Below are 20,392 nucleotides of genomic sequence, written 5' to 3'. Positions count from 1 at the left end.
TAGCAGCAACAAAAAACGCACGCTTCGGCGTGCGTTTTTTTATGCCTGAATCTCAGAGCCGAATGACGTGCTCAGGCAGCCAATTTCTGCTGCAACAGGTGCTGCATGCTGCGGCGTTGGCTCTCGGTCCAGCGGTCCAGTCGCAGAAACAGCTGCCGGCCGTGGTGAGTCAGGCTCAGAGTGGTGGTGGCATCGATGCCCCTGGCTCGGGCCTGCAACCCGCCGTGGCCATAGGCCAGCTTCAGTCGCAGCAGATCGTGGCAATGCGCCGAGCTGAGGCTCAGCGCCCGGCCCTGGTAGCAGGCACGTTGTATCGAGCGATAGTGGGTGAGCAAGCACAACATCCTGGCTTGCTCGTGCTGGCACAGTTCCTCAGTCATTGGCGCCCCCCTGGGACTGGGGGGGCGTCTGAGGCTGGCCGGAGTCGGCGGTGCCGAAAATGGGCCACAGGGCGCCAAAGGTGGCAAGGGTCAACAGTACGGCACCGGGCAGTGGAATCATAGTCAGTCTCCTCGAAGCAATTGTCGATCGAACCTGCGATCCCATTGTCGGTGGGCAGGCTTGATTGCTGCTGAATTTGGGCTGAATTGCCGCTGAACCTACGCTCAATACAGAAGTGGCGCCCAGTGTTTTGTTGATTGTCGATATCCGTTATCTAACCCCAGATCTAACTTATACCACCGCCGTGACCCGCCGCAAAGGCGGCATTTTTCTGGCTTTACTTTCACTTTTATGATCTCTAGCCTGCAATTGATGGTTGAGTTAAGTTGCTGATTTTTAAGATATTTAATATCTATAAATGCGCTAATTCAATTACTGGATATGTGAATTCAAGAGTTAGGAGAGCAGTTGATGAAAGTAGACAGACGACAGGCAATGGGCAAGATTGTGGGGCTGGCGAGCATGGCCGTTGGCAGTTCGGCAGTGTCCTCGTCGATTTTTGCCGCCGAAGGCTGCCCGGTGGAAACCGGCTCTGGCCTGGGCAGTAACGGCATGGCGGATCTGGGGGCACATCTGCTGGAGTATGTGGTGCTGGATCCTATGAGTGTGGCTCGCCGGGCCTACGAGGGCTACCGGCGTGGCGGCTGCATGTATGGGGTGTTCAATGCCCTGATTTCAGAGTTGGCGGATCGTGGTCACGGGGACGCCTGCCATTTTGCTGCCATCCCGACCAATCTGGCGGTGTATGGCGGAACGGGCGTAAAAGGGTGGGGAACCCTGTGCGGATGCGTGAATGCCGCTGCCATGGTGATCAACGTGCTTTCCGGCATCGATCAACAAGCGGTGATCAATGCCGTGTATCGCTATTACGAGAAAACGCCGATGCCCCGCGGCGATCAGGAGTTTTTGACCGCCATTGGCGCGCCGTTCTGGCGAACCAATGATGGCACGCCGCTGGGACCGGAGCTGATTGGCCAGTCGGTGGCCAATTCGGTACTGTGTCATACCTCGGTGTCTCACTGGTCCAGTACCAGTAAATTTGGTTCTGGTCATGATGCCAAGCTGGAACGCTGTGCCCAGGTAACGGCCGAGATCGCCTTCATCACCTCGGAGTTTCTGAATCAATCACTGAGCGGCAGGTTGGTAGCAGAAGGCCATGCTGAAAGTAATGATGAGTGCGGCGCCTGCCATCAGCCGACGGGTCGGGAGCCGGAGACCTACATCGGTCCGGATGTGAAGTCGAAGATGGAGTGTCAGACCTGTCACTCCTCCCATGAGCAACTGTCGGCACTGCCCAAGCATGCCGATGCCGGTGAATGCCAAGTGTGTCATAACTGAGGCGGGCTAGAATGCGTAATCAAATGATTATCGGGGCGTTGGCACTGTTGCTCAGTGGTTGTGGCTCCGACAGCAACAGCGGTGATGGTGGTGTCGAGGTGGATCCCAGTGTCACCTTGGATCAGGCTACCAGTATAGTGTTAACGGTGGACGCCGCCGAGCGCGACAGTCTCACTTTGAAGTTCCGCCTGGCCGATGAGGAGGGGGTGGCCATTATCGATGCCGGTCACAACCTGGAGATTGTTTACCTGGAGTTTCCTGGCGACTACGACTCGTCGTTTTCGATTCCCTGGCACCGGGCTCAGCAGTATCTGTGTGGCGACAATGGCAGCGGTTGCGCCGGCGAATTAAAGGAACTGCAACCCGGCTCCTACAAATTTACCCCCAGTATCGAGCCGGAGCCGGATCAGTGGTTGCCATACCTGAAGTTCATCATTCGGGTGAATGGCGCCCTGGCCAGCAATCCACCACAGCTGTTCGATTTTGATGATCAGTAGGGTTCACTGAGCCGATCCTTTGGGATCGGCTCGATGAGGGGGCCAAAGAGTGGGGTCTTGCTGGTCGCTCAGGCAGCGCTCAGGCGCTGTCCCAGGGTGGTCGCCAGTCGGGCGGCAAAGGCCTGATCGGCGCCGTGATGAGCTTGTAGGTAATACTTCAGTGGTTTTTGGGATTGGGTTTCATTGAGCCAGATGTCGGAGATGTTCATGCAGGTGAGTCCGGTGCGACTCTGTAGCGTTGATTGAAAGGCGGTGCCAGCAACCAGGCCGATGCTGTTGCTCTCCTCGACGTGATCGAGCAGCAAATCGATATCGGAAATCTTGAGGGCGATCGAGATGGACAGGTTCTTTTGGTCGGCGATGGCCTGCAATCTTTGTATTCTCATTTCGTCCATGGCGTAATTAGAGATCGCCAGCTTATAACGAAGAATTTGACCCAGGGTAATATCAGCGTTAAATATGGGATGTTCTTGGTTGGCAACGAGAAAGTACTTGCCTACTGCGGCAATTTCATAATGGGCGATGCCATCTGTTGGCGAGGGATTAATGGAAATACAATAATCAATATTTCGGTTTATCAACCGCTTTTGAGATTCCGCTGTCCAGGAGTGAATTTCAAATGCAAAGTGATTATTGCCTTCGCAGGTTAGCTCATTCAGACAACTCAGCAGCGGCCGGTGAAAATGCTCCTGAGCGCAGATGTTAATGCTACCTTGCTCGTTGTTAGACAGCTCCATGGTTCGAGCCAGTGCTTGGTAGTCTGCCACCAGCTGCTTTGCCTGAGGGTAGAGGCGGTCGGCGATCCGGTTGGGTTTCATGCCATGCTGGTGACGGCTGAATAGTTCGTCATTAAAGGTCTTTCTGAGCATGGTCAGGGTACGGCTGACTTTGGGTTGAGTGGTGGCCAGGGTGATCGCCGCCGCCGTGCCACTTTTCTGTTCGTATAATTCAACAAAGACACTTAAGCTAAAGAAATCAAGATGATTGATTCTTTTCATTAATAAACTCCAAATAAACGGCGGCGATGAATGTCATTATTCTATCGAACGCCATTATTTATTGAAATCCCGCAATCTCACAATTTGCGCAAATCGGGATTTAGGTTTATTTAGACGGGAATTGCATAATGGATTTGCTGTTTGTGCATATCCAGTGTTAATAAACTTTTGGAAGGGAAACGTAGAAAGAATTACTCAAACTGAGGAGTGCAATCAGGCCTCAGGGGGCAGCAAACAGTGTGGAGTCACCACAATGCCCGCCAGCGGGGCATTGTGGTGACCAGTCCAGTTAGTTGCCCTGGCACTGACTCTCGCTGAGGGTTTGCTCTGAGTCGCCACACTCGGTTTTATGGGTGCCGTTGCGGTAGTTGGTTTGTCGCTGCCATTGGCCGTCGTTGTTATGGCTGGTCATGATCTGGGACGGCTGCGACGGTTGGTCGCTGAACTCGTTTCTCACTCGAGACCAGTGATCCGCGCCGTGGCCTTGTTCGCTGTAGAAATCCGTGTCGATGGCATCGCGAACTGGACTCAGGTCTGCCGCGGTTACTGTATCGGTTACGCCAATCAGATCGGTAAAGCCGCTGTCGTTGCCGGGGTTATAGGTGTGTTCGGTGTAGCTGAGCAGGGCACCGTCCTGGTAGTTTTTGGTGACCAGGGCCTGAGTCACCTCGCCGACAACCTGAGCGGCATTACAAGATGGCCAGTCCGCCACTTCGGCGTAGAGGGTATTGCGCACGCCGGAAGAGTCTGCCGTCAGGGTTTCGAGCCACTCGCTGATGGCACAGTGATAGTTACTGGTGCCTTTTTCCAGGGTGAGAGTTTGCTCAATGTTGACGCCATCTCGTTGGGTGGTCACCATGCTTTCTTTATTATGAAGCTGCAATTTGGTTTCCAGATCCTCAGACATTACATGAGTGATGGAATTAAAGTTACCACTGGATGTTTGTACCATTTCATATCGGTACCATTGATCGTCGTAGTTATTATTGTGGCTGTCCCAAATGCCAAGGAAAAATTCTACCCAAGCCAGTTCAGCGTTGGGGTATTGCTTTAATAGTGCCACCGTCTGTTCATAGGATTTCTGCAGTCCGGGAACCAAGTCCTGGGCCAATTGATGCAGGGCGTCGTTGTTGCTGGCGATGTAATCACTGTACAACTCATCCACGGTGACGTTGTAGCGGTTGGCTACCCGCCACTCCTGTTCCTGCAGCCGCTGGGCAATCTCTTCCCGCAGAGCCTGTTCTTTTAACAGGGAGTCACAGCTGAGTTCGCCACTTCGGTTGTCGGCCAACTCCTGTTCAACCTGGCTCCAGACCACGGAAGTCAGTGGCGTCAGGTTGAGCAGATCCTGATCGGTGCTCAGTGCAAACTGCGGCGGGAACACCATGGAGTAGGCTTCTTCGATGGGGGTATCGGGAAAGTCGGAGTCGATGGCGCCGACGGGCACGTCGACCACCACGGGCACGTACTGGGCGCATTGTTTGTAGATTTCGGGAACGGACAGATCGAACTCGCCCTGCGTCTCGGTGACGGCGCTGGGTTCGTTGCTGTCGAGCCGTTTGTTGAAGTTCAGGTCGAGATAAACCGTGGCGCCGCTGATGTAACCATCAATGGCTTTGCCGCTGATATTCAGCGCCGGTGAAGCGCTGCCACCACCGCCGCCGCAGCCAGTTAAAGTGGCCGCAATTGCGCTTAATAGAAACAGTTTTGAACAGACTTTCATTAAGTAGTACCTGGAATTGAAAACAAAATAATGTTGATCTTATGTTGTGTGATTAAAAATCAATCTTAGCGTCACGGTTTAATGTTTTAATTGATTTTAGAAGCTCTAAATAGTTAATCGGTTAGACTTTAATATTGTTGTAAATATTGTAATTTAGTGGCTGACAATAGGGTGTTGTAGTTTGTCGGTCAAGCAATTACAACTCAATTTAGAGTTCTTGCTCATTAATAGGATGTCCGCTTTTTAACTGAGGTCAGTGCGGCAGGATGAGGGCGGCCTAGAACCACTGATATCCGCTGCCGTTGGTCAGTGCCGATCGCACCGATCAGCAGGTCATTCTTAAGGAGATTGGAAGTTACCCGGCCGCGCGCCGATTCACCTGGCTTTCATGGCCTTGGCTGTCGAGCTCGTATTTCTGAACTGCTCCTTAACTGGGCGATCGGTTTCGCAATTATTTGCCGATGTGAATTGAATTTTTTTTGTTCAATTGGCTCTAATCATTGTGAATAGCGCAGTTTAAGTCCGAAAAGGGGATCGATATGAGAGTGTTTGCTTGGCTGATGGTGTTGGTCATGAGCCCTATGGTAAGCGCCGCCGACGGCGATGATCAGCAGTGGCCAACTCAAGATGGCCCGGTGACCGTGGTGTGGCAGAGCCCTGATGATTACCGAGACGTTCGAGCCAGTTCCGGCCGTCAGGATCGGTATGAGAACCATGTCTTCGCCACTTTGGGCAAGGAGTTTCAGAAGCGTCTGCAGCCGACTCTGGCGGAAGGGGAAACCCTGACCATTGTGGTTACGGACCTGGACCTGGCTGGCGATGTGCGTCCCTCATTCGGTGCCACTGCCAACGACATTCGCGTGGTCAAAAGCATCTACCCGCCGGGCATTAGCTTTCAGTGGACGCTGAACGATCGCGACGGCAAAGCGATCGCCTCGGATACGGTGGAGATTCGGGAGCTGAATTTTGAGAACACCGCATCCAGGATGCGGTACCAGAGCGAGGCCCTGCACTATGAATTGCGGATGATAGAGCGCTGGGTCGACAACGACCTGCCTGAGACCCTGGCCAGTCGTTGATAGCTGGAACCGTCGCACACCCTCAGCCGGAGTCAGACTCCGGCTTTTTTGTTGCTGCGGCTGTTGGGTTTAGGCTTTCAGGCTCTGCTTGAACTGAGCCAGGGTGCTGAGCAGCAGTTCCAGCTTTTTCACCAGTGGCGGCAGTTGTTGCGCCGACGGGGCCGCTTCAAAGACGTCGAATTCGCCGACAATCTCCTCCAGGTAGGGCATAAACCGAGTGGCATCGGCTTTAAAGCCCTGCTCGGCAGTAAAAATGCGTTTAAACTTTCCGTGGCCATCCTGTTGCAGCTTGTCCAGATGAGCGTCGGCATCCACTACCTGACGGTAGGCTTGCTGGAAGCTGGCTTTAAACTGGGCAATGACATTGGTGTACGGCATCGGGGGCCTCTGTAATTGGTGGAAGTACATAAAGGGTGTCTGAGGTTGATTATCCAGTGAAATCGCAGTAAATGAAACCGTTTTGAGGCGGCTTCGGGCTGGTCTCGGGCGTACGGATAGTGCGATAGTGGCAGCGGCGGTCCCTTTGGCTGTCGACAACGTATAGAGAATGGGAGACGTGATGAAGCGGTTGCTGGGAGCGATATGGGCAGTCTGTGTGGCAGCGGCGGCGGTGGCGGCGCCAACGGACAAGCCGCCTTTTTTTCTGGTCAGTGGTGAACAGGGGCAGGCGTGGTTACTGGGGTCGGTACACGTGGGGCAGCCGGATTTCTATCCCTTTGCCGAGGTGATCGAGCAAGCGTTTGCCGAGTCTGCGGTGCTGGCGCTGGAAGCCGATACCAATGATCCTCAGCTGCCGCAAAAGTTGCAGCCTTACCTGTTTGCCAAGCAGCCGTTACCGGCGCCATTGGCCAGTAAACTGAGCCAGTTTTGTCAGAGCCGGGCGATGCAATGCGATCCCGCTCTGGCGCCGTGGATCCTCAGTTCACAGTTACTGATGGCGGAGATGGCCAACTCCGGTTTCCATTCGGATCAGGGCGTCGAGCACTATTTCTCCAATCGTCTGGGCAGCAAGAGCCTGTGGGAATTGGAAGGGATGGCGTTGCAGTTGCGGGTGTTCGATGGTCTGTCCACAGACACTCAGCATGCCATGCTGGAGGGGGCGATGGAGCCCATGGACGTCGATGAGCTGATTCAGGCCTGGCGCAGTGGCGATCAGAAAACCCTGGCGCGATTGACCTACGACGATATGGCCCAGGAGCCGGAAGCCTGGCAGGCGTTGATGGTGAACCGAAATCAGGGCATGGCCCGTACTCTGAGCGATTGGCTGACTCAGGACGATCGTTTGTTTGTGGTGGTCGGAGCCGGTCATCTGGTCGGGGAGCAGAGTATTCCGGCTCTATTGAAACAGCAGGGACTGACGGTCACCAACTGCTGGCAGCAGGCCTGCGTGGCCACCGATTAAGCGGTGATTGTCTCCTGAATCCAGCGCCAGCCTGCTTCGGCGGCCTGTGAGTCGTAGTTGGGGCTGCGCGGGTTCATAAAGCCGTGACCGGCGGTGCTGATGTGTACCGAGGCGGGCCAGGCCAGCGCGGTGTCTTTGTCACCGAGGTCGTTCTGACACAGCAGCAGATGGCTGGTTACCGGCAGCGGTTGCTGTGGAAGTTCGCGGCCATAGATCAGCAGTACCCGTTGTACCTGAGGGAAGGTGCGGCGTTGCAGCAGTTGTGCAATGGCATTGGCGCCGGCGCTGAACCCCAGCAGGGTTACCGGCTCGGAATGGTCTTCCAGCCAGGCTTCCAGTTTGTCGACGTAGCCCGGCTTGCTGCAGCGGCACAGGAAATAGTCGTGGGCCTGCTGTTCGTCGGCAAAGGCAAACGGCTGGCCGGCATAGGGGTCCAGAAGCTGACAGTCGCCGGCCACGTCGTTGAGCCGCTCAAGGCTGGCTGTCAAAGTAGAGTGTTGGCCCCAGATATCGGTGACCCAAAGCAGAGACATGCGGTGTCCTCCAAGGTGTGTTGCCGCGATTGTACAAGAAAATGGCCACAGCGGGGATTCGGCGTTCGCCGCTGCGGCACTCAGTTCAGTTGCAGGTCGATGGGGGTCTTGCTGGTTCGTCCGCCGACTTCCCGCACCAGCCTGGGCACCAGAAACCCGGGCAGGGCATCGAGCATCTCGGCCATCAGTTGCCGTGCCCGGCTTTGGGCCAGGTCGTAGTGGGCGGCGCCGTCCACCTTGTCCAGCAGGTGCAAATAGTAAGGCAGGATGCCGGCGGCAAACAGGGATTCGCTCAGCGCAACCTGGGCGGCGACCGTATCGTTGATCCCTTTCAGCAGCACCGATTGATTCAGCAGGGTCACCCCGGCCTGCTGCAGGGGCTTAAGCCGGTTGGTCAGCGCCTCGCCGATCTCATTGGCATGATTGATGTGCAGTACCAGCACCGCCTTCAGGCGGGTGCCTGCCAGCAATTCAGTCAGTTGGGGAGTCAGGCGGGCGGGAATCACCACCGGCAACCGGCTGTGGATTCGCAGCCGGGTCAAGTTGGGGTTGGCTTGCAACCGCCGAACCAGCCGGGCCAGATGATCGTCTTTGGCCATCAACGGGTCGCCACCGGACAGGATCACCTCATTGAGATTGGTGTCCTGCTGCAGATACGCCAGGGCCTGATCCAGGGCCTGGCCGCCAAGCTGATTGTCCTGATAAGGAAAATGACGCCGAAAACAGTAACGGCAGTTTACCGCACAGCCGCCTTTGAGCATCAACAGCGCTCGACTGCGGTACTTGTGCAGGATGCCGGGCACCGCCGCCTGTTGCTCCTGCAGCGGGTCGGGGCTGAATCCGGGGACGGTGTCGAACTCTTCGGACTGAGGCAGCACCTGCAGCAACAGTGGATCCCGGGGATTTCCCGGTTCCATGGCGGCCACAAAAGGGCGCGGTACCCGCATAGGAAACAGGCGCCGGGCGGCGATGTGTTGCTCAAAATCAGCGGGGTCGAGATCCAGTGCCTGAAGCAGAAGTTTGGGATCTGTGTACGCTTGTGCCAACTCCTGTTGCCAGCAATCGTGCAAATTTAGGGGATTTCGGGTTATCATTTACCGTTAGACGTCAAAACGACCTGTTGGAAGAGAAAATAATGGCTTCTTACTCAACGAACGAATTTCGCTCCGGCCTTAAGATAATGCTGGATGGCGAGCCGTGCAACATCATTGAGAACGAGTTTGTAAAACCGGGTAAGGGCCAAGCCTTTAACCGGGTGAAAATTCGCAAATTACTGTCTGGCAAAGTCCTGGAGAAAACCTTCAAGTCTGGTGAATCCGTGACCGCAGCCGACGTAATGGATCATGAACTGGCCTACCTGTACAACGATGGCGAGTTCTGGCACTTCATGAACAACGACACTTTTGAGCAGGTTGCGGCGGACGCGAAAGCGGTAGCCGATGCGGAAAAGTGGCTGGTTGAGCAGGATGTGTGCACCATTACCGTGTGGGACGATAACCCGATTGTGGTGACTCCGCCTAACTTCGTTAGCCTGGAAGTCACCGAGACCGACCCGGGTCTTAAGGGTGACACTCAGGGAACCGGCGGCAAGCCTGCTACCCTGGCCACCGGCGCCGTCGTGCGCGTGCCGCTGTTCATTCAGATTGGCGAAGTGGTGAAAGTGGACACCCGTACCGGCGAATACGTCGAGCGCGTTCGCACCAAGTAACGCCGTGGTGCCAACCAGATCAGAAGCGGGCTCAGGCCCGCTTTTTTTGTTGTGGAGAGTGAGATGAGATTTCCATATTTACTGTTGTTGCTAGTGGCTGGGTGCCAGGCACCGATGACGCCGGAGCAGGCGGAGCTCCACCAGGCCCGCATGGCCAGACAGAGCGCCATCGAACAGCAAGCGCCTAAAATCTCAACCGGCCTGGGGCAACGCGAGGCCTTGGGGGCAGAGTGCGAGGCGACCGATGGCAGTCGTTGTGTGATCTGGGGAGAGTTGCCGGTGGGATCCGGCTGTCGTTGTGACGGCAAAGAGGGGATGGTGCGATGAGCTGGCAACCCAGTGCCGAGATTCGGATGCTGAAACGGCGCAGCAGCCTAATGGCCACCATTCGTGGCTTTTTTGAGTCCAGGGGCGTGCTGGAGGTGGAGACCCCGGCTCTGTCTCAGGCAGCGGTAACCGACGTGCACCTGCACAGCTTCAATACCCACTTCGTCGGCCCGGGAATGGCTGACGGTGTGGATCTGTATCTGGTGACGTCGCCGGAGTTTCATATGAAGCGCCTGCTGGCAGCGGGCAGCGGCCCTATCTTTCAGCTGGGTAAAAGTTTCCGTAATGAAGAGGCCGGCCGATTTCATAACCCCGAGTTCACCATGTTGGAGTGGTACCGGCCCGGTTTTGATCATCACCGTTTGATGGATGAGATGGCGGCGTTGCTAGAGTTGGTGCTGGGCACGGCCAGTGCCGATCGCCTTACCTACCAACAAGCGTTCCTGGATCACGTCGGGGTCGATCCGCTGCGGCGGGATTTGGCGACTCTGCGTCACTGTTGTCATCAGCATGGCCTGGGGGATCTGGCTGAGCAGGAGCAGGAGGTGGACACCTTGCTGCAACTGCTGTTTTCGGTGGTGGTTGAGCCGGCCATCGGTCAGCAGCAGCCGTGTTTCGTATACGATTTCCCTGCCTCGCAAGCGGCGCTGGCCCGCATCAGCCAGCAAGATCCCAGGGTGGCGGAGCGGTTCGAGGTGTACTTCAAGGGCGTTGAGCTGGCCAACGGTTTTCATGAACTCAGCGACGGTGATGAGCAACTGGCCCGGTTTGAGCGGGATAATGCCTATCGCAGCCAGCATGGATTGCCGATCCGTCCTATCGATATGCACCTTATCGAGGCGTTGCGGGCTGGCTTCCCCGATTGCGCCGGCGTGGCATTGGGGATCGATCGGCTGGTGATGTTGGCGTTGCAGGCCGATCACATTGATCAGGTGATCGCCTTCCCTGTCATCAAGGCGTAACCTGTTGACGGATAATGAGTAACACTTGTTTACGTTTTTTGCCCGCCTGGGTTAAAGGAATGTATCTTGCTGCCGGGCGGGATTCCTTTTACCATTAGCGGTGAATTCGATTTTAGTGGATAGCATGAGTTACAGGACGACTCTGACAAAACTGATGATGCTTTGGGTACTGGTGCTGTCACTGGTTGGCCCGGCTCATGCTGTCCAGCATTTCGATCACCACAAGGATCTGGTCAACTGCGCCTGGTGTTTCCACGGTGATCAACACGGAAAGTCCCTGACGCCATCGCTGCCAACTTTGCCTGTAGTTTCCGGTATCGATTGGGTCCAAGACACCGATGTTGACGCTCCGGTTCTGGCACCGCGTCGCTGCAGCCAGATTCGCGCCCCCCCGCAGGCCTAAGTTCCACCTCGCCATAAATTCCAAATAATTTTTATCGCCCCCCTGTGGGCGAGGCTTAGTGCAACTTAGGATAAAAAATGAAATTGAATGCTGTAATGGCAGGCTTGGTTGTAGCCTGTGCACACTCCGTGGCCGTAGCGGCCGAATCTCCAGCGATCAGTGTGATTCTGGATGGCTACTATCAGGACGGCGATCGCGCCCTGGGCGCCCGTGAAGATGGCTTTGGCCTGGGTGAAACCGAACTGGCGCTCAGTGGTGCCATCGACGACCAGTTCTATGGCAAGGCCACCGTGGTGCTGGCCACCGAAGGCAGCGACACCGAGGTGGAGTTGGAAGAGGCGTTTATTCAGACTCTGGCGCTGCCCGCTGGCTTCTCCATGCGAGCCGGCCGCTTTACCGCCGATCTGGGCTACCTCAACAATCAGCACCTGCACACCGATTCCTTCGTAGAGCGTCCGGCAGTGTACCGCGCCTTCCTGGGGGGCCACTACTTTGATGATGGCCTGCGTCTGAACTGGGTGGCTCCGACCGACGTGTACTGGACCCTGGGTCTGGAAGGTTTCAGTGGCGACAACCTGCAGGCGGAAGGTCTGGAAGACCCGAAATCCGTCGGCGTCTACCACCTGTACTCCAAATTCGGCGGTGACTGGGGAACCGATCACAGCTGGCAGCTGGGTCTGTCCTGGTTGCGTAACGAAAACGGCCAGGGCCACCTGGAGGAGCACGAGGAGGAGGAGCATGCCGAGGAGGAGGCTCATGCCGACCATGGCCACTCTCACAGTGCCAGCCTTACCGGCCGTGACCTGTATGTGGTGGATGCGGTGTATAAGTGGGCGCCTAACGGCAACTACAAGAACAACTTCCTGACCCTGTCCGGCGAATACCTGTACATGGACAAGCCGTTCGAACAGGCTGGTGGCGAAGAGAACATCCCGGGTAACTACGATGGTTGGTACCTGTCTGGTGTGTATCAGTTCAACCCTAAGTGGTCTGCGGGTCTGCGTTATGGCGAAGTCAGCTCTGCCATGGCCCATGAAGAGGAGCACGATGGCCATCACCATATCCACTTCGAAGATGGCAAGCTTAAGGAAACTGAGGCCATGGTGGCCTGGCACAACAGCCACTTCTCCACGATTCGTCTCCAGTACACTCATCAAAGCGATGATCTTTACGAGTCTGCCGATGACCACATCGTGACTCTGCAATTTGTCATGGCATTAGGAGCTCACGGTGCGCATCAGTTCTAAACTGTGGATGCCTGCCATGGCGGCGCTGCTTGCAGCGCCCCAGGTATGGGCCATGAATATCTTTACCTGTGAGCCGGAGTACGCGGCTCTGGCTCAGGAACTGGCGCCTGAGGCGTCGGTGTTCAGCGCCACGTCGGCGATGCAGGACCCCCATCATGTGCAGGCCAGACCCAGCCTGATTGCCAAGATGCGCCGGGCGGATCTGGTGATCTGCGCCGGGGCCGAGTTGGAGATCGGCTGGCTGCCGATGCTGCAGATGAAGGCCAATAACCCGGACGTTCGCGATGGTCAGCCTGGCATGTTCTATACCGCCTCGGTGGTCGATACTCTGGGCAAGCTGGATAAGGTGGATCGCAGCATGGGCGACGTCCATGCTGGTGGTAACCCGCATTTCCATTTTTCGCCGTCGAGAATGCAGACCATCGCCGAGGCGGTCACCGCCAAGCTGGTGGGACTGGATCCCGACAATCAGACCCAGTACCAACAGCGGCTGGCGGATTTCAGTCAGCGCTGGCAAACAGCCACCGCTGAGTGGGAGCGCCGCGCGGCACCGCTGAAAGGCAAAAAGGTGATCGCCTATCACTCCAGTTTCCAGTATCTGTTTGATTGGTTAGGGATGGAGCAGGTCGGTGATCTGGAGCCAAAGCCGGGCTTACCGCCGACGACGGGCCACCTGGCGCAGCTGTTGCAACAGGCGCAGACCACGCCTCTGATGGCGGTGATCTACACCGGTTATCAGGATGGTCGCGGTGCGCAGTGGCTGGGTGAACGGGCCGGGATTCCGGTGGTGCAATTGCCCTTCGGGCCGGGTGTCGATGGTGCAGAGGATCTGTTTCAGCTGTACGACACCAACCTGAACCTGCTGCTGGCTGCACTGGGCGCTGACGATGTTTGATCTCACCATGTTCAGCATTCTGCTGCCGGCCCTGGCGGCAGGATTGCTGGTGCTGGCCAGTCATGTGGTCATGGGGCGGCAGGTGCTGGCCCGGGGCATCATCTTTATCGACCTGGCCATTGCTCAGATCGCCGCCCTGGGAGCGGTCATCGCCTCCACGAATCATGAGCTGGCGCATCTGCCGGCGGTGAACCTGTGGATGCCGGCGGTGTTTGCCCTGTTAGGGGCTGGCGTGATTGCGCTGTTGGAGAAACACGCCAAGGGCGAACTGGAGGCGATGATTGGCTGCCTGTATGTGCTGTCGGCCGTGGCCGCCATGTTGGTACTGGCCAAGGATCCCCATGGCGGTGAGTTGCTGAAGCAGTTGCTGTCCGGTCAGATCCTATGGACTGACTGGGCGGCATTGAAACTGCCGGCACTGGCGACGGTGGGGGTGCTGGGGCTGCTGTGGTGGCGACCGTCACTGATGAGTGGTCGCGCCTTCTACCCGCTGTTCGCGGTGATGATTACTTTCTCGGTACAGCTGGTTGGGGTCTACCTGGTGTTCTCCAGTTTGATTCTACCGGCACTGGCGGTGAACCGCTTAAGCGGAGGCCGAGCTGTGATGTGGGGCTATGGTTGTGGCATCAGTGGCTATCTGCTGGGGCTGTGGCTGTCTGCGTCCTGGGATCTGCCGTCGGGCGCGACCATTGTCTGCACCCTGGCCGGTGTGTCTCTGGCGGTGCGGCTGTTGCTGAACCGCCGCACCCGGTTGAATGCCTCCGGACACGGCGTTAACGTGTAACCCCAATGACGGCGGTCAGGGATGACGGCCGTCGGTTACCAGGCTACTCCTCTTCGATCATCTGTGCCTGGTTGTAGTTTTGGATGCCGACCTTTTCAATCAGGTCCAGCTGGGTTTCCAGCCAGTCGACGTGCTCCTCCTCCTCCTCCAGAATGTCCTGCATCAGATCCCGGCTGACAAAGTCACGAATGGACTCGCAGTAGGCGATGCCTTCCCGAAGATCGGGAATGGCGTCCATCTCCAGGGCCAGATCGCACTCGAGCATCTCTTTGGTGTGTTCACCGATGCGCAGTTTTCCCAGGCTTTGCAGGTTTGGCAGGCCTTCAAGGAACAGAATTCGTTCTATCAATTTATCGGCGTGTTTCATCTCGTCGATGGACTCGTGGTACTCCTTTTCGGCGATGCGATCCAGGCCCCAGTCCTTATACATTCGGGCATGGAGAAAATACTGGTTGATGGCGATCAGTTCGTTGAACAGAATCTTGTTCAGATGGGCTAAGGCTTTGGGGTCCGCTTTCATGATGGGCTCTTCTGCTGAGGGTAGAAATTAAGCATAGAAGAGCGGCCTGACCTGTCAAAGCAGGCAAGCGAGGGGGGCAAGGGCGTTATTGAGTCTTTGGGAATCAGGCCACTTCGTAGTAGCAGGGTTCCGTGTTCATCTGCGACTGAATTACCTCCAGGGTGGTTTGAATGCAACGACCGCATTCACTGCCCACACCGAGCTTTTGCTTCAGAGTCTTAACGTCCACAGCACCATCCGATACCGCTTGGCGAACTTGTTTTTCTGTAACGGCGTGGCAGATGCAAACGTACATGGTGCAGAGAACCTCATTAACGACTTTGCGGAAATTGTAAATGCTAATAATTCTCATGTCCAATTCGTTTTGGGTGTAAATTTGGCGCTAGTTAGGTTTTGTAGTTATAAAAATATGTGAGGTCGATCTATAAGAGTGAAAGGAACTGAATGATGAGTGTTGATAAAGAAGCTTTAAATCAATCTATTAGACGCTTTTTGAAGGAAGTAGGGATCAAATCCCATCAACAGCTGGAACAGCAGATCCTGGCTGCGGTGGAAGCGGGGCATACGGCAGCGACCATCGAGGTGTCGATGACGCTGTCGTTGCCGTCTCTGGATTACACCACCACCATCCGAGGTCAGTTGCCGGTGCGGGATCAGTAACCCCGTTGCCACTGAAACTGGTGCAGCAGAGGCCGGCCGTCGACAAAGCGATAATAGTTGTCGATGACCTGGTCACAGACCTGCTCCGGCAGGCTGACGGCGGCCACATGGGGGGTCACACTGATGCCTGGGTGATGCCAGAAAGGGTGGTCGGCGGGCAGAGGTTCTTGTTTGAACACGTCCAGGAATGCATGGGCGATGTGATCGGCATCGAGCGCCTGCAACAGGGCCGCTTCATCGATGGCACTGCCCCGACCGACATTAAACAACAGGCAACCTGCCGGCAGTTGCTGCAGTACGGTGGCGTCGAGCAGCCCTCGAGTTTCGGCGGTGTCCGGCAACACACTCACCAGCACCTGGGCCCGGTTTAGGGTGGCATTGGCGTCGTCGAAGCGGCAGACGGCATCAAACTCTTCTCTGGCTTCGCCGCTGCGGCTGACGCCCAGTACCGTCATGCCGAAGGCGCGGGCGACGGTGGCGATGTGTCGAGCGATGTCGCCGGTGCCCAGGGTGACCAGAGTGGTGCCGGCCAGGCTGGCGTAGGGCTGGGTCTGCCACTGCCGTTGTCGTTGTTGCCGGGCCAACTGCGGCAGATGCCTTAGGTGGCTGAGCAGGTGGCCAAATACGTATTCGCTCATCAGCGGGCCGAACAGACGGCGAACGTGGGTAAGGCAATAGTCCTTCGGTAGCCCCGGCGCCAGCAGGGCATTGACACCGGCATAGGTGCTGGCCAGCCAGGCCGGTGGGGGCAAGCTAGCCAGTTGTTCAGCGGCCAGCGCCGGATCCGCCAACCAGATGTCGGCCTGTGCCACCTCGGTCGCAAAGGTCATTCCAGGTAGGTGAGCGTTCGCTAACAGCTCGCGGTAACGTTCATTTTGATTGGTCAGCAGTGCCAACGACGGCATAGTGATGGACTCCTCGAATAGCTCAGGACCAGACGTATCCCGGTGCGACGGTGTGTGAACCCAGAGTGGCCCTGGCTTGATCCGGCAGGTTGGAGAAGACGCCATCCACCCCTTGTCGCTGCAGTTCCAGCATATCTTCCGCTTCATCGACGGTATAGACAAACACCTTCAGGCCCCGACGCTTGGCATCGGCAATGAACTCGGGTTCGGCAAAATTAACGTCGATGTGGACCGAATAGGCGCCCATCTCCTCGGCAAATCGTGCATAGCCCAGGGGGCAACTGGCGGTCAGAGCACCGATTTTCAACTCCGGCTGCTGTTGTTTCAGCCGCATCAGCTTGGGGTGGTTAAAGGAGGAGATCAGAAACTGCTGAGGTTGGTAGCCCAGATGCCGTTGCGCCTGGGACAACAACTCAATCAGGGGCTGATTGGTGTTGCGCCCCTTGAGTTCAATGTTGAGATCGCAACGACCATTGATGCATTCCAGCACCTGCCACAAGGTCGGCACCCGCTGTCCCTGACCGGCATCCAGATTGGCCAGAGCGGCCAGGGTGGACTGGTGCACCAGCCCATGGCCATCAGTATGGCGCTGCAGCCAGCGGTCGTGAATCACCACCAACTGGTTTTCCACCCGGTGGACGTCGAGTTCGATGGCGCAGGCACCCAGCTCGATGGCCTTTTCCATCGCCGCCAGGGTGTTTTCCGGTGCCAGCCCACTGGCGCCACGGTGTGCAATGATGAGCATAATCGGTCCTTGCAGACGAAGTTATCGAATCAGATTGCCACTGTTGTCGACCATTTCAGCCTTACTTTTCAGTTGAATTTCCATCTGAGGGTAAGCCATATCCACCTTGGATTCACGGAACTTCTTGATGATCAACTGGTGCAGTCGATGACGCAGTGGCCAGCGTTTGCCCATCTCATCGGTGTAGACGCGAATCTCGTAGTCCTGAGTGTGGGAACCAAAGCCTGCGAAGTAGATCTCGGGTTCCGGTTGCGCCAGCGCATGGGGGGTCTCTTTGACCGCCTGATGCAGCAAGGCCTCGACCAGGGCTGGGTCACTGTCGCGGGAGACGCCGACCTTGATGGTGACCCGGGTAATGGCGTCGGACAGCGACCAGTTGATCAGCTGTTCGGTAATGAACGCCTTGTTGGGCACGATGATCTCTTTGCAGTCCCAGTCGACGATGGTGGTGGCCCGGGTCTGAATCTTGGAGACGTTGCCGGTCAGATCGCGAATGGTGACGGTATCGCCGATGCGAATCGGTTTTTCAAACAGGATGATCAGGCCGGAGATGAAGTTAGCGAAAATCTCCTGCAGGCCAAAGCCCAGACCTACCGACAGCGCCGCCACCAGCCATTGCAGTTTGCTCCAGGCCAGCCCCAGAGTGGAGAAGGCGGAGATGGTGCCGATCAGCAACACCATGTAGCGGCTGATGGTGGTGATGGCAAAGCCGGTGCCGGGAGACAGTTCCAGCCGCTGCAGGATCACCAGTTCCAGCATGCCGGGCAGGTTGCGGGCGGTCATCAGGGTAAAGCCCAGAATCAGGCCGCCGGCCAGTATTGATTGCAGGGTTATGGGCACCGCTTGTTCGATGCCGCCGATCACCTCGTTGCTGGTCCACAGCACAATACCGTCCAATGAGCTAAACACCGCCGGGTGCGTCTGGCTCCAGACCCCCAGCAGCGTCAGGATAAACGCCAGAATCATCAGTGACCGTACTAGCCCCAGGGATTGGGTGGAGATGGTATCCAGATCGATCTGGGGATCTTCCAGCGGCTCCAGGGGGTCATTGCCCGGCTCGTTGCGTTCCTTCTCCCGCTGGGCCAACACTTCAGCCCGCTTGGCTTTGGCCCGCTCAAAGGCCAGGCGACGACGCTGAATCAACATCCAGCGTTTGATCATCAGGTGGGCCAGCATAAAGCCGATGGCCAACAGCACCGTCAGTTGCACCTGGGTCAGCACCGAAAAGGCGGTGAAGTAATAGCCCTGCACGGTCAGAACCAATGCCACCAGTGGCACCAGAATCAGGGCCAGCCACACCAGCCGCTCCAACAGGTGTTGATTGGGACGGGTCTTGGTGTGGTAGATGTGGTACTCATCGACAATTTTAATCAGCTTCCAATAGGCGTACGCCAGCACGGCGCAGAACAGCAGGAACGCCGCCCGGCCCAGGCTGTTGCTCAACAGTGGCACTTCGCTCTCCTGGCAGAAGCGCACCAGCATCAATAAGGGGGCCGAGGTAAACAGCAGCTGTTTGAAAAAGGCGATGTTGCGCTGCACCAGCGGCGGATGACGCCGAAAATGGGCGATGAACAGACCATCAGGTCGGCTCAGTTGGTGGAACAGCCAGAACAGGTACAGCAGCAGCACCCCCGCCAACAAGCCGGACCCGATGGCGTGGGTAAAGGGCAGCTGCACCTGTTGCTGCAGCTTCCAGGCGGCGGCAATCAGCGGCGCCGGAATGATCAGGCTGTAGGCCATGGCGGCCATCAACGACTTGAAAGAGGCGCTGAAGCGATCGTGGGTCACGTTGCCGACGTAGCGAGCCTGGTGCTGGCGCAACTGGGCATAGGGACCACGCAGCAGATCTTGCAGCACCAGGGTCAGCACCATGGCCACCAGCCAGACCGACCACCAGTCGCTGTTGTCATCGATGGCCCGCGACAGCTCCTGCCAGCGATCGGTGGTCAGCAGCCAGTGCACGCTGCCGATGACCTGAGAAAACCAGCTGGTGTCGATGGATTGGGCGTTGGGCAACCAGAACATGCGTTCGCTGATCAGCTGCACCAGCTTGTCTTCCAGTTGCTCCGCTTCGTGTCGCAGTTGATTCAGCCGCGACAGCTCAACAACCTGCTGTTCCAGCGCCGACTGCAGCTGGTTGAGTAGGGTCAGTTGCTGTTGCCATAGCGGTGCGCGCTCATCGGTGGGGTACTGCCGAAGCTGATATTCCATGTCCGCCTGGCGTTGCTCGATGTCAAATTTTTGCACCCGTGAGCGGCTGATGTCGTGATCCAGTACCGGCGATTGCTGTTGACGCTCCAGTTGCCGCAGTCGCTTGAGCAGGCTGGCGCCGAAGGTGGCGTCTCGGGTCATCCACTCAAACTGCTCTTTGATCTCTTTTAAGCGCTGTCTCTGTTTCTGGTAATGCTGCTCGAGCAGTTGCTGTTGCTGCACCAGGGTCTCGGTGGTGGTGTTGACCGAGGCCAGCTGGCGGGCGAGGTTGGCATTGGTGTCGTTCAACTGCTGCAAGGCCGGATTGCTGCTAACGGCCTGGGAGCTGTCGTTGAGGGCCCGTTCACTCTGCTGCCGTCGCTGCTGATTGGCTTGCTGGTTCAGGGCCTCAATCAGTCGCTCCTGGGCCAGCAGCTGTGCCCGGACCAGTTGTTGGCGCAGTTGGGTCAGTTTCAGCTCCAGCGGTCGGCTTTGCTGCTCCAGGTTGAGGCTTTGCTGCCACTGCTGCAGGTACTCCAGCCGTTCGGGCATCACATTGGGGGTGTCACTGGCCAGTTGCTGTTGCCCTTCCGCCTGCTGAAGTTCCTGCTTAATCGCGTCGAGGCGATGCCGTAACTGATCCACCTTGTCGCCAAGGGCATCGAAACTGCTCTTAAACTCTTGCAGCAGGTTATGGGCCAGCGACAGCTGTTGAGACAGTGGCTGAGTCGGGTCGACCTGTGGCTGGGCCGGGGATTGCAACTGAGACAGGATCTGTTGCTGCAGCACCGCAAAATCGTCCAGCTGACGCTGGAAGCCATGGGCTCGCTGAATCTCCACTGCGGTCGCTTGTTGCCACTGGGCCGGAGTCAGGGGTTGGGAACTGTCGCTGGCCGGGGTCAGCTTTTTTTCCAGGGAAAACGGGGCCGCGGTTACCGATGAGATAACCAGCAGGGTTAAACAGAAACTGAGTATGCGCCACATGATCGATTTAAGGGAGTTTGCAGGGCTGTAAGGGCTGCCCCAATGGTAGCC

The 20,392-nt window shown here is 56.9% G+C and carries 24 protein-coding genes; 12 read left to right on the top strand and 12 right to left on the bottom strand.

Features of this window, described 5'->3' with window-relative positions; genetic code table 11:
- Positions 1-71 precede the first annotated feature (71 nt).
- A complete protein-coding gene (locus tag J8Z22_RS19420) occupies positions 72-380 on the bottom strand; it encodes a hypothetical protein (RefSeq protein WP_252007678.1) in 309 nt (102 codons plus the stop codon).
- Positions 373-501, bottom strand: a complete 129-nt coding sequence (locus J8Z22_RS22140; RefSeq protein WP_256471580.1) for a hypothetical protein — start codon at positions 499-501, stop codon at positions 373-375. The genes J8Z22_RS19420 and J8Z22_RS22140 overlap by 8 nt, the downstream gene beginning before the upstream one ends.
- 351 nt (positions 502-852) lie before the next feature.
- Between J8Z22_RS22140 and J8Z22_RS19415 the strand changes: the two genes are divergently transcribed.
- Both J8Z22_RS19415 and J8Z22_RS19410 read left to right on the top strand, forming a co-directional pair.
- A complete protein-coding gene (locus tag J8Z22_RS19415) occupies positions 853-1,779 on the top strand; it encodes a C-GCAxxG-C-C family (seleno)protein (RefSeq protein ID WP_252007675.1) in 927 nt (308 codons plus the stop codon).
- An 11-nt stretch (positions 1,780-1,790) separates the two neighbouring features.
- Entirely contained in the window at positions 1,791-2,276 is a 486-nt protein-coding gene (locus J8Z22_RS19410) for a hypothetical protein (protein ID WP_252007673.1), read from the top strand.
- A gap of 68 nt (positions 2,277-2,344) precedes the next feature.
- Here the strand turns inward: J8Z22_RS19410 and J8Z22_RS19405 are convergent, their stop codons facing one another.
- Together J8Z22_RS19405 and J8Z22_RS19400 are read right to left on the bottom strand one after the other, a co-directional pair.
- Positions 2,345-3,274, bottom strand: coding sequence for a LysR family transcriptional regulator (locus J8Z22_RS19405; RefSeq protein ID WP_252007671.1), 930 nt, complete (start codon positions 3,272-3,274; stop codon positions 2,345-2,347).
- Between the two features lie 289 nt (positions 3,275-3,563).
- Positions 3,564-4,997, bottom strand: a complete 1,434-nt coding sequence (locus tag J8Z22_RS19400; RefSeq protein WP_252007670.1) for a hypothetical protein — start codon at positions 4,995-4,997, stop codon at positions 3,564-3,566.
- 539 nt (positions 4,998-5,536) lie between these two features.
- On the opposite strand from J8Z22_RS19400, the gene J8Z22_RS19395 reads away from it, so the two are divergent.
- The gene (locus J8Z22_RS19395) at positions 5,537-6,076 is read left to right on the top strand and encodes a DUF3016 domain-containing protein (protein WP_051252288.1); all 540 of its coding nucleotides are present in this window, start codon (positions 5,537-5,539) and stop codon (positions 6,074-6,076) included.
- A gap of 69 nt (positions 6,077-6,145) precedes the next feature.
- On the opposite strand, the gene J8Z22_RS19390 is transcribed toward J8Z22_RS19395, so the two are convergent.
- Positions 6,146-6,454 carry a hypothetical protein gene (locus tag J8Z22_RS19390; protein ID WP_028111604.1) on the bottom strand — a complete coding sequence of 103 codons (309 nt, stop codon included), beginning with the start codon at positions 6,452-6,454 and terminating at the stop codon, positions 6,146-6,148.
- Positions 6,455-6,635: 181 nt separating this feature from the next.
- Here J8Z22_RS19390 and J8Z22_RS19385 point away from each other — a divergent pair, with 181 nt between their 5' ends.
- Entirely contained in the window at positions 6,636-7,478 is an 843-nt protein-coding gene (locus J8Z22_RS19385; RefSeq protein ID WP_252007668.1) for a TraB/GumN family protein, read from the top strand.
- Here J8Z22_RS19385 and J8Z22_RS19380 read toward each other — a convergent pair.
- Both J8Z22_RS19380 and epmB read right to left on the bottom strand, forming a co-directional pair.
- A complete protein-coding gene (locus J8Z22_RS19380; RefSeq protein WP_252007666.1) occupies positions 7,475-8,011 on the bottom strand; it encodes a dienelactone hydrolase family protein in 537 nt (178 codons plus the stop codon). The two genes, J8Z22_RS19385 and J8Z22_RS19380, sit on opposite strands and share 4 nt — an antisense overlap.
- An 80-nt stretch (positions 8,012-8,091) precedes the next feature.
- On the bottom strand, positions 8,092-9,105 hold the full coding sequence (gene epmB, locus J8Z22_RS19375) for an EF-P beta-lysylation protein EpmB (protein ID WP_028111607.1): 1,014 nt from the start codon (positions 9,103-9,105) through the stop codon (positions 8,092-8,094).
- Between the two features lie 41 nt (positions 9,106-9,146).
- On the opposite strand from epmB, the gene efp reads away from it, so the two are divergent.
- The 7 genes from efp to J8Z22_RS19340 all read left to right on the top strand — a co-directional run bounded on the left by efp (position 9,147) and on the right by J8Z22_RS19340 (position 14,337).
- Complete coding sequence (efp, locus tag J8Z22_RS19370) at positions 9,147-9,719, top strand: elongation factor P (RefSeq protein ID WP_028111608.1); 573 nt, start codon at positions 9,147-9,149, stop codon at positions 9,717-9,719.
- A 63-nt stretch (positions 9,720-9,782) separates the two neighbouring features.
- Positions 9,783-10,046: a hypothetical protein gene (locus tag J8Z22_RS19365; RefSeq protein WP_252007664.1), complete on the top strand. Its 264-nt coding sequence runs from the start codon at positions 9,783-9,785 to the stop codon at positions 10,044-10,046.
- Positions 10,043-11,008, top strand: a complete 966-nt coding sequence (epmA, locus tag J8Z22_RS19360) for an elongation factor P--(R)-beta-lysine ligase (RefSeq protein ID WP_252007662.1) — start codon at positions 10,043-10,045, stop codon at positions 11,006-11,008. The genes J8Z22_RS19365 and epmA overlap by 4 nt, the downstream gene beginning before the upstream one ends.
- A 124-nt stretch (positions 11,009-11,132) precedes the next feature.
- The gene (locus J8Z22_RS19355) at positions 11,133-11,411 is read left to right on the top strand and encodes a hypothetical protein (protein WP_156896904.1); all 279 of its coding nucleotides are present in this window, start codon (positions 11,133-11,135) and stop codon (positions 11,409-11,411) included.
- A 77-nt stretch (positions 11,412-11,488) separates the two neighbouring features.
- Positions 11,489-12,658 (top strand): hypothetical protein, encoded by a 1,170-nt coding sequence (locus tag J8Z22_RS19350; RefSeq protein WP_252007660.1) that lies wholly within the window; start codon positions 11,489-11,491, stop codon positions 12,656-12,658.
- Complete coding sequence (locus tag J8Z22_RS19345) at positions 12,642-13,553, top strand: metal ABC transporter solute-binding protein, Zn/Mn family (RefSeq protein ID WP_028111613.1); 912 nt, start codon at positions 12,642-12,644, stop codon at positions 13,551-13,553. The genes J8Z22_RS19350 and J8Z22_RS19345 overlap by 17 nt, the downstream gene beginning before the upstream one ends.
- Positions 13,546-14,337: a metal ABC transporter permease gene (locus J8Z22_RS19340; RefSeq protein WP_028111614.1), complete on the top strand. Its 792-nt coding sequence runs from the start codon at positions 13,546-13,548 to the stop codon at positions 14,335-14,337. The genes J8Z22_RS19345 and J8Z22_RS19340 overlap by 8 nt, the downstream gene beginning before the upstream one ends.
- Positions 14,338-14,380: 43 nt before the next feature.
- Here J8Z22_RS19340 and bfr read toward each other — a convergent pair whose 3' ends face one another.
- Positions 14,381-14,857 (bottom strand): bacterioferritin, encoded by a 477-nt coding sequence (gene bfr, locus J8Z22_RS19335; RefSeq protein ID WP_028111615.1) that lies wholly within the window; start codon positions 14,855-14,857, stop codon positions 14,381-14,383.
- Positions 14,858-14,960: 103 nt separating this feature from the next.
- Positions 14,961-15,152 carry a (2Fe-2S)-binding protein gene (locus J8Z22_RS19330; RefSeq protein ID WP_028111616.1) on the bottom strand — a complete coding sequence of 64 codons (192 nt, stop codon included), beginning with the start codon at positions 15,150-15,152 and terminating at the stop codon, positions 14,961-14,963.
- A 197-nt stretch (positions 15,153-15,349) separates the two neighbouring features.
- On the opposite strand from J8Z22_RS19330, the gene J8Z22_RS19325 reads away from it, so the two are divergent.
- Positions 15,350-15,517, top strand: a complete 168-nt coding sequence (locus tag J8Z22_RS19325; RefSeq protein ID WP_156896905.1) for a DUF6494 family protein — start codon at positions 15,350-15,352, stop codon at positions 15,515-15,517.
- Here the strand turns inward: J8Z22_RS19325 and J8Z22_RS19320 are convergent.
- The 3 genes from J8Z22_RS19320 to J8Z22_RS19310 are packed head-to-tail and all read right to left on the bottom strand — an operon-like array spanning position 15,511 to position 20,341.
- Positions 15,511-16,422 carry a D-2-hydroxyacid dehydrogenase gene (locus tag J8Z22_RS19320; protein ID WP_252007659.1) on the bottom strand — a complete coding sequence of 304 codons (912 nt, stop codon included), beginning with the start codon at positions 16,420-16,422 and terminating at the stop codon, positions 15,511-15,513. The two genes, J8Z22_RS19325 and J8Z22_RS19320, sit on opposite strands and share 7 nt — an antisense overlap.
- 22 nt (positions 16,423-16,444) lie before the next feature.
- Positions 16,445-17,167: a glycerophosphodiester phosphodiesterase family protein gene (locus J8Z22_RS19315; protein ID WP_252007658.1), complete on the bottom strand. Its 723-nt coding sequence runs from the start codon at positions 17,165-17,167 to the stop codon at positions 16,445-16,447.
- A 21-nt stretch (positions 17,168-17,188) separates the two neighbouring features.
- On the bottom strand, positions 17,189-20,341 hold the full coding sequence (locus J8Z22_RS19310) for a mechanosensitive ion channel domain-containing protein (RefSeq protein ID WP_252007656.1): 3,153 nt from the start codon (positions 20,339-20,341) through the stop codon (positions 17,189-17,191).
- Positions 20,342-20,392 lie beyond the last annotated feature (51 nt).

This window comes from Ferrimonas sp. SCSIO 43195 (assembly GCF_023716685.1).
Taxonomy (GTDB): domain Bacteria; phylum Pseudomonadota; class Gammaproteobacteria; order Enterobacterales; family Shewanellaceae; genus Ferrimonas; species Ferrimonas kyonanensis.
The sequence above is the reverse complement of the archived record's forward strand: the minus strand, read 5'-3'. Positions and strand labels throughout refer to the sequence as shown.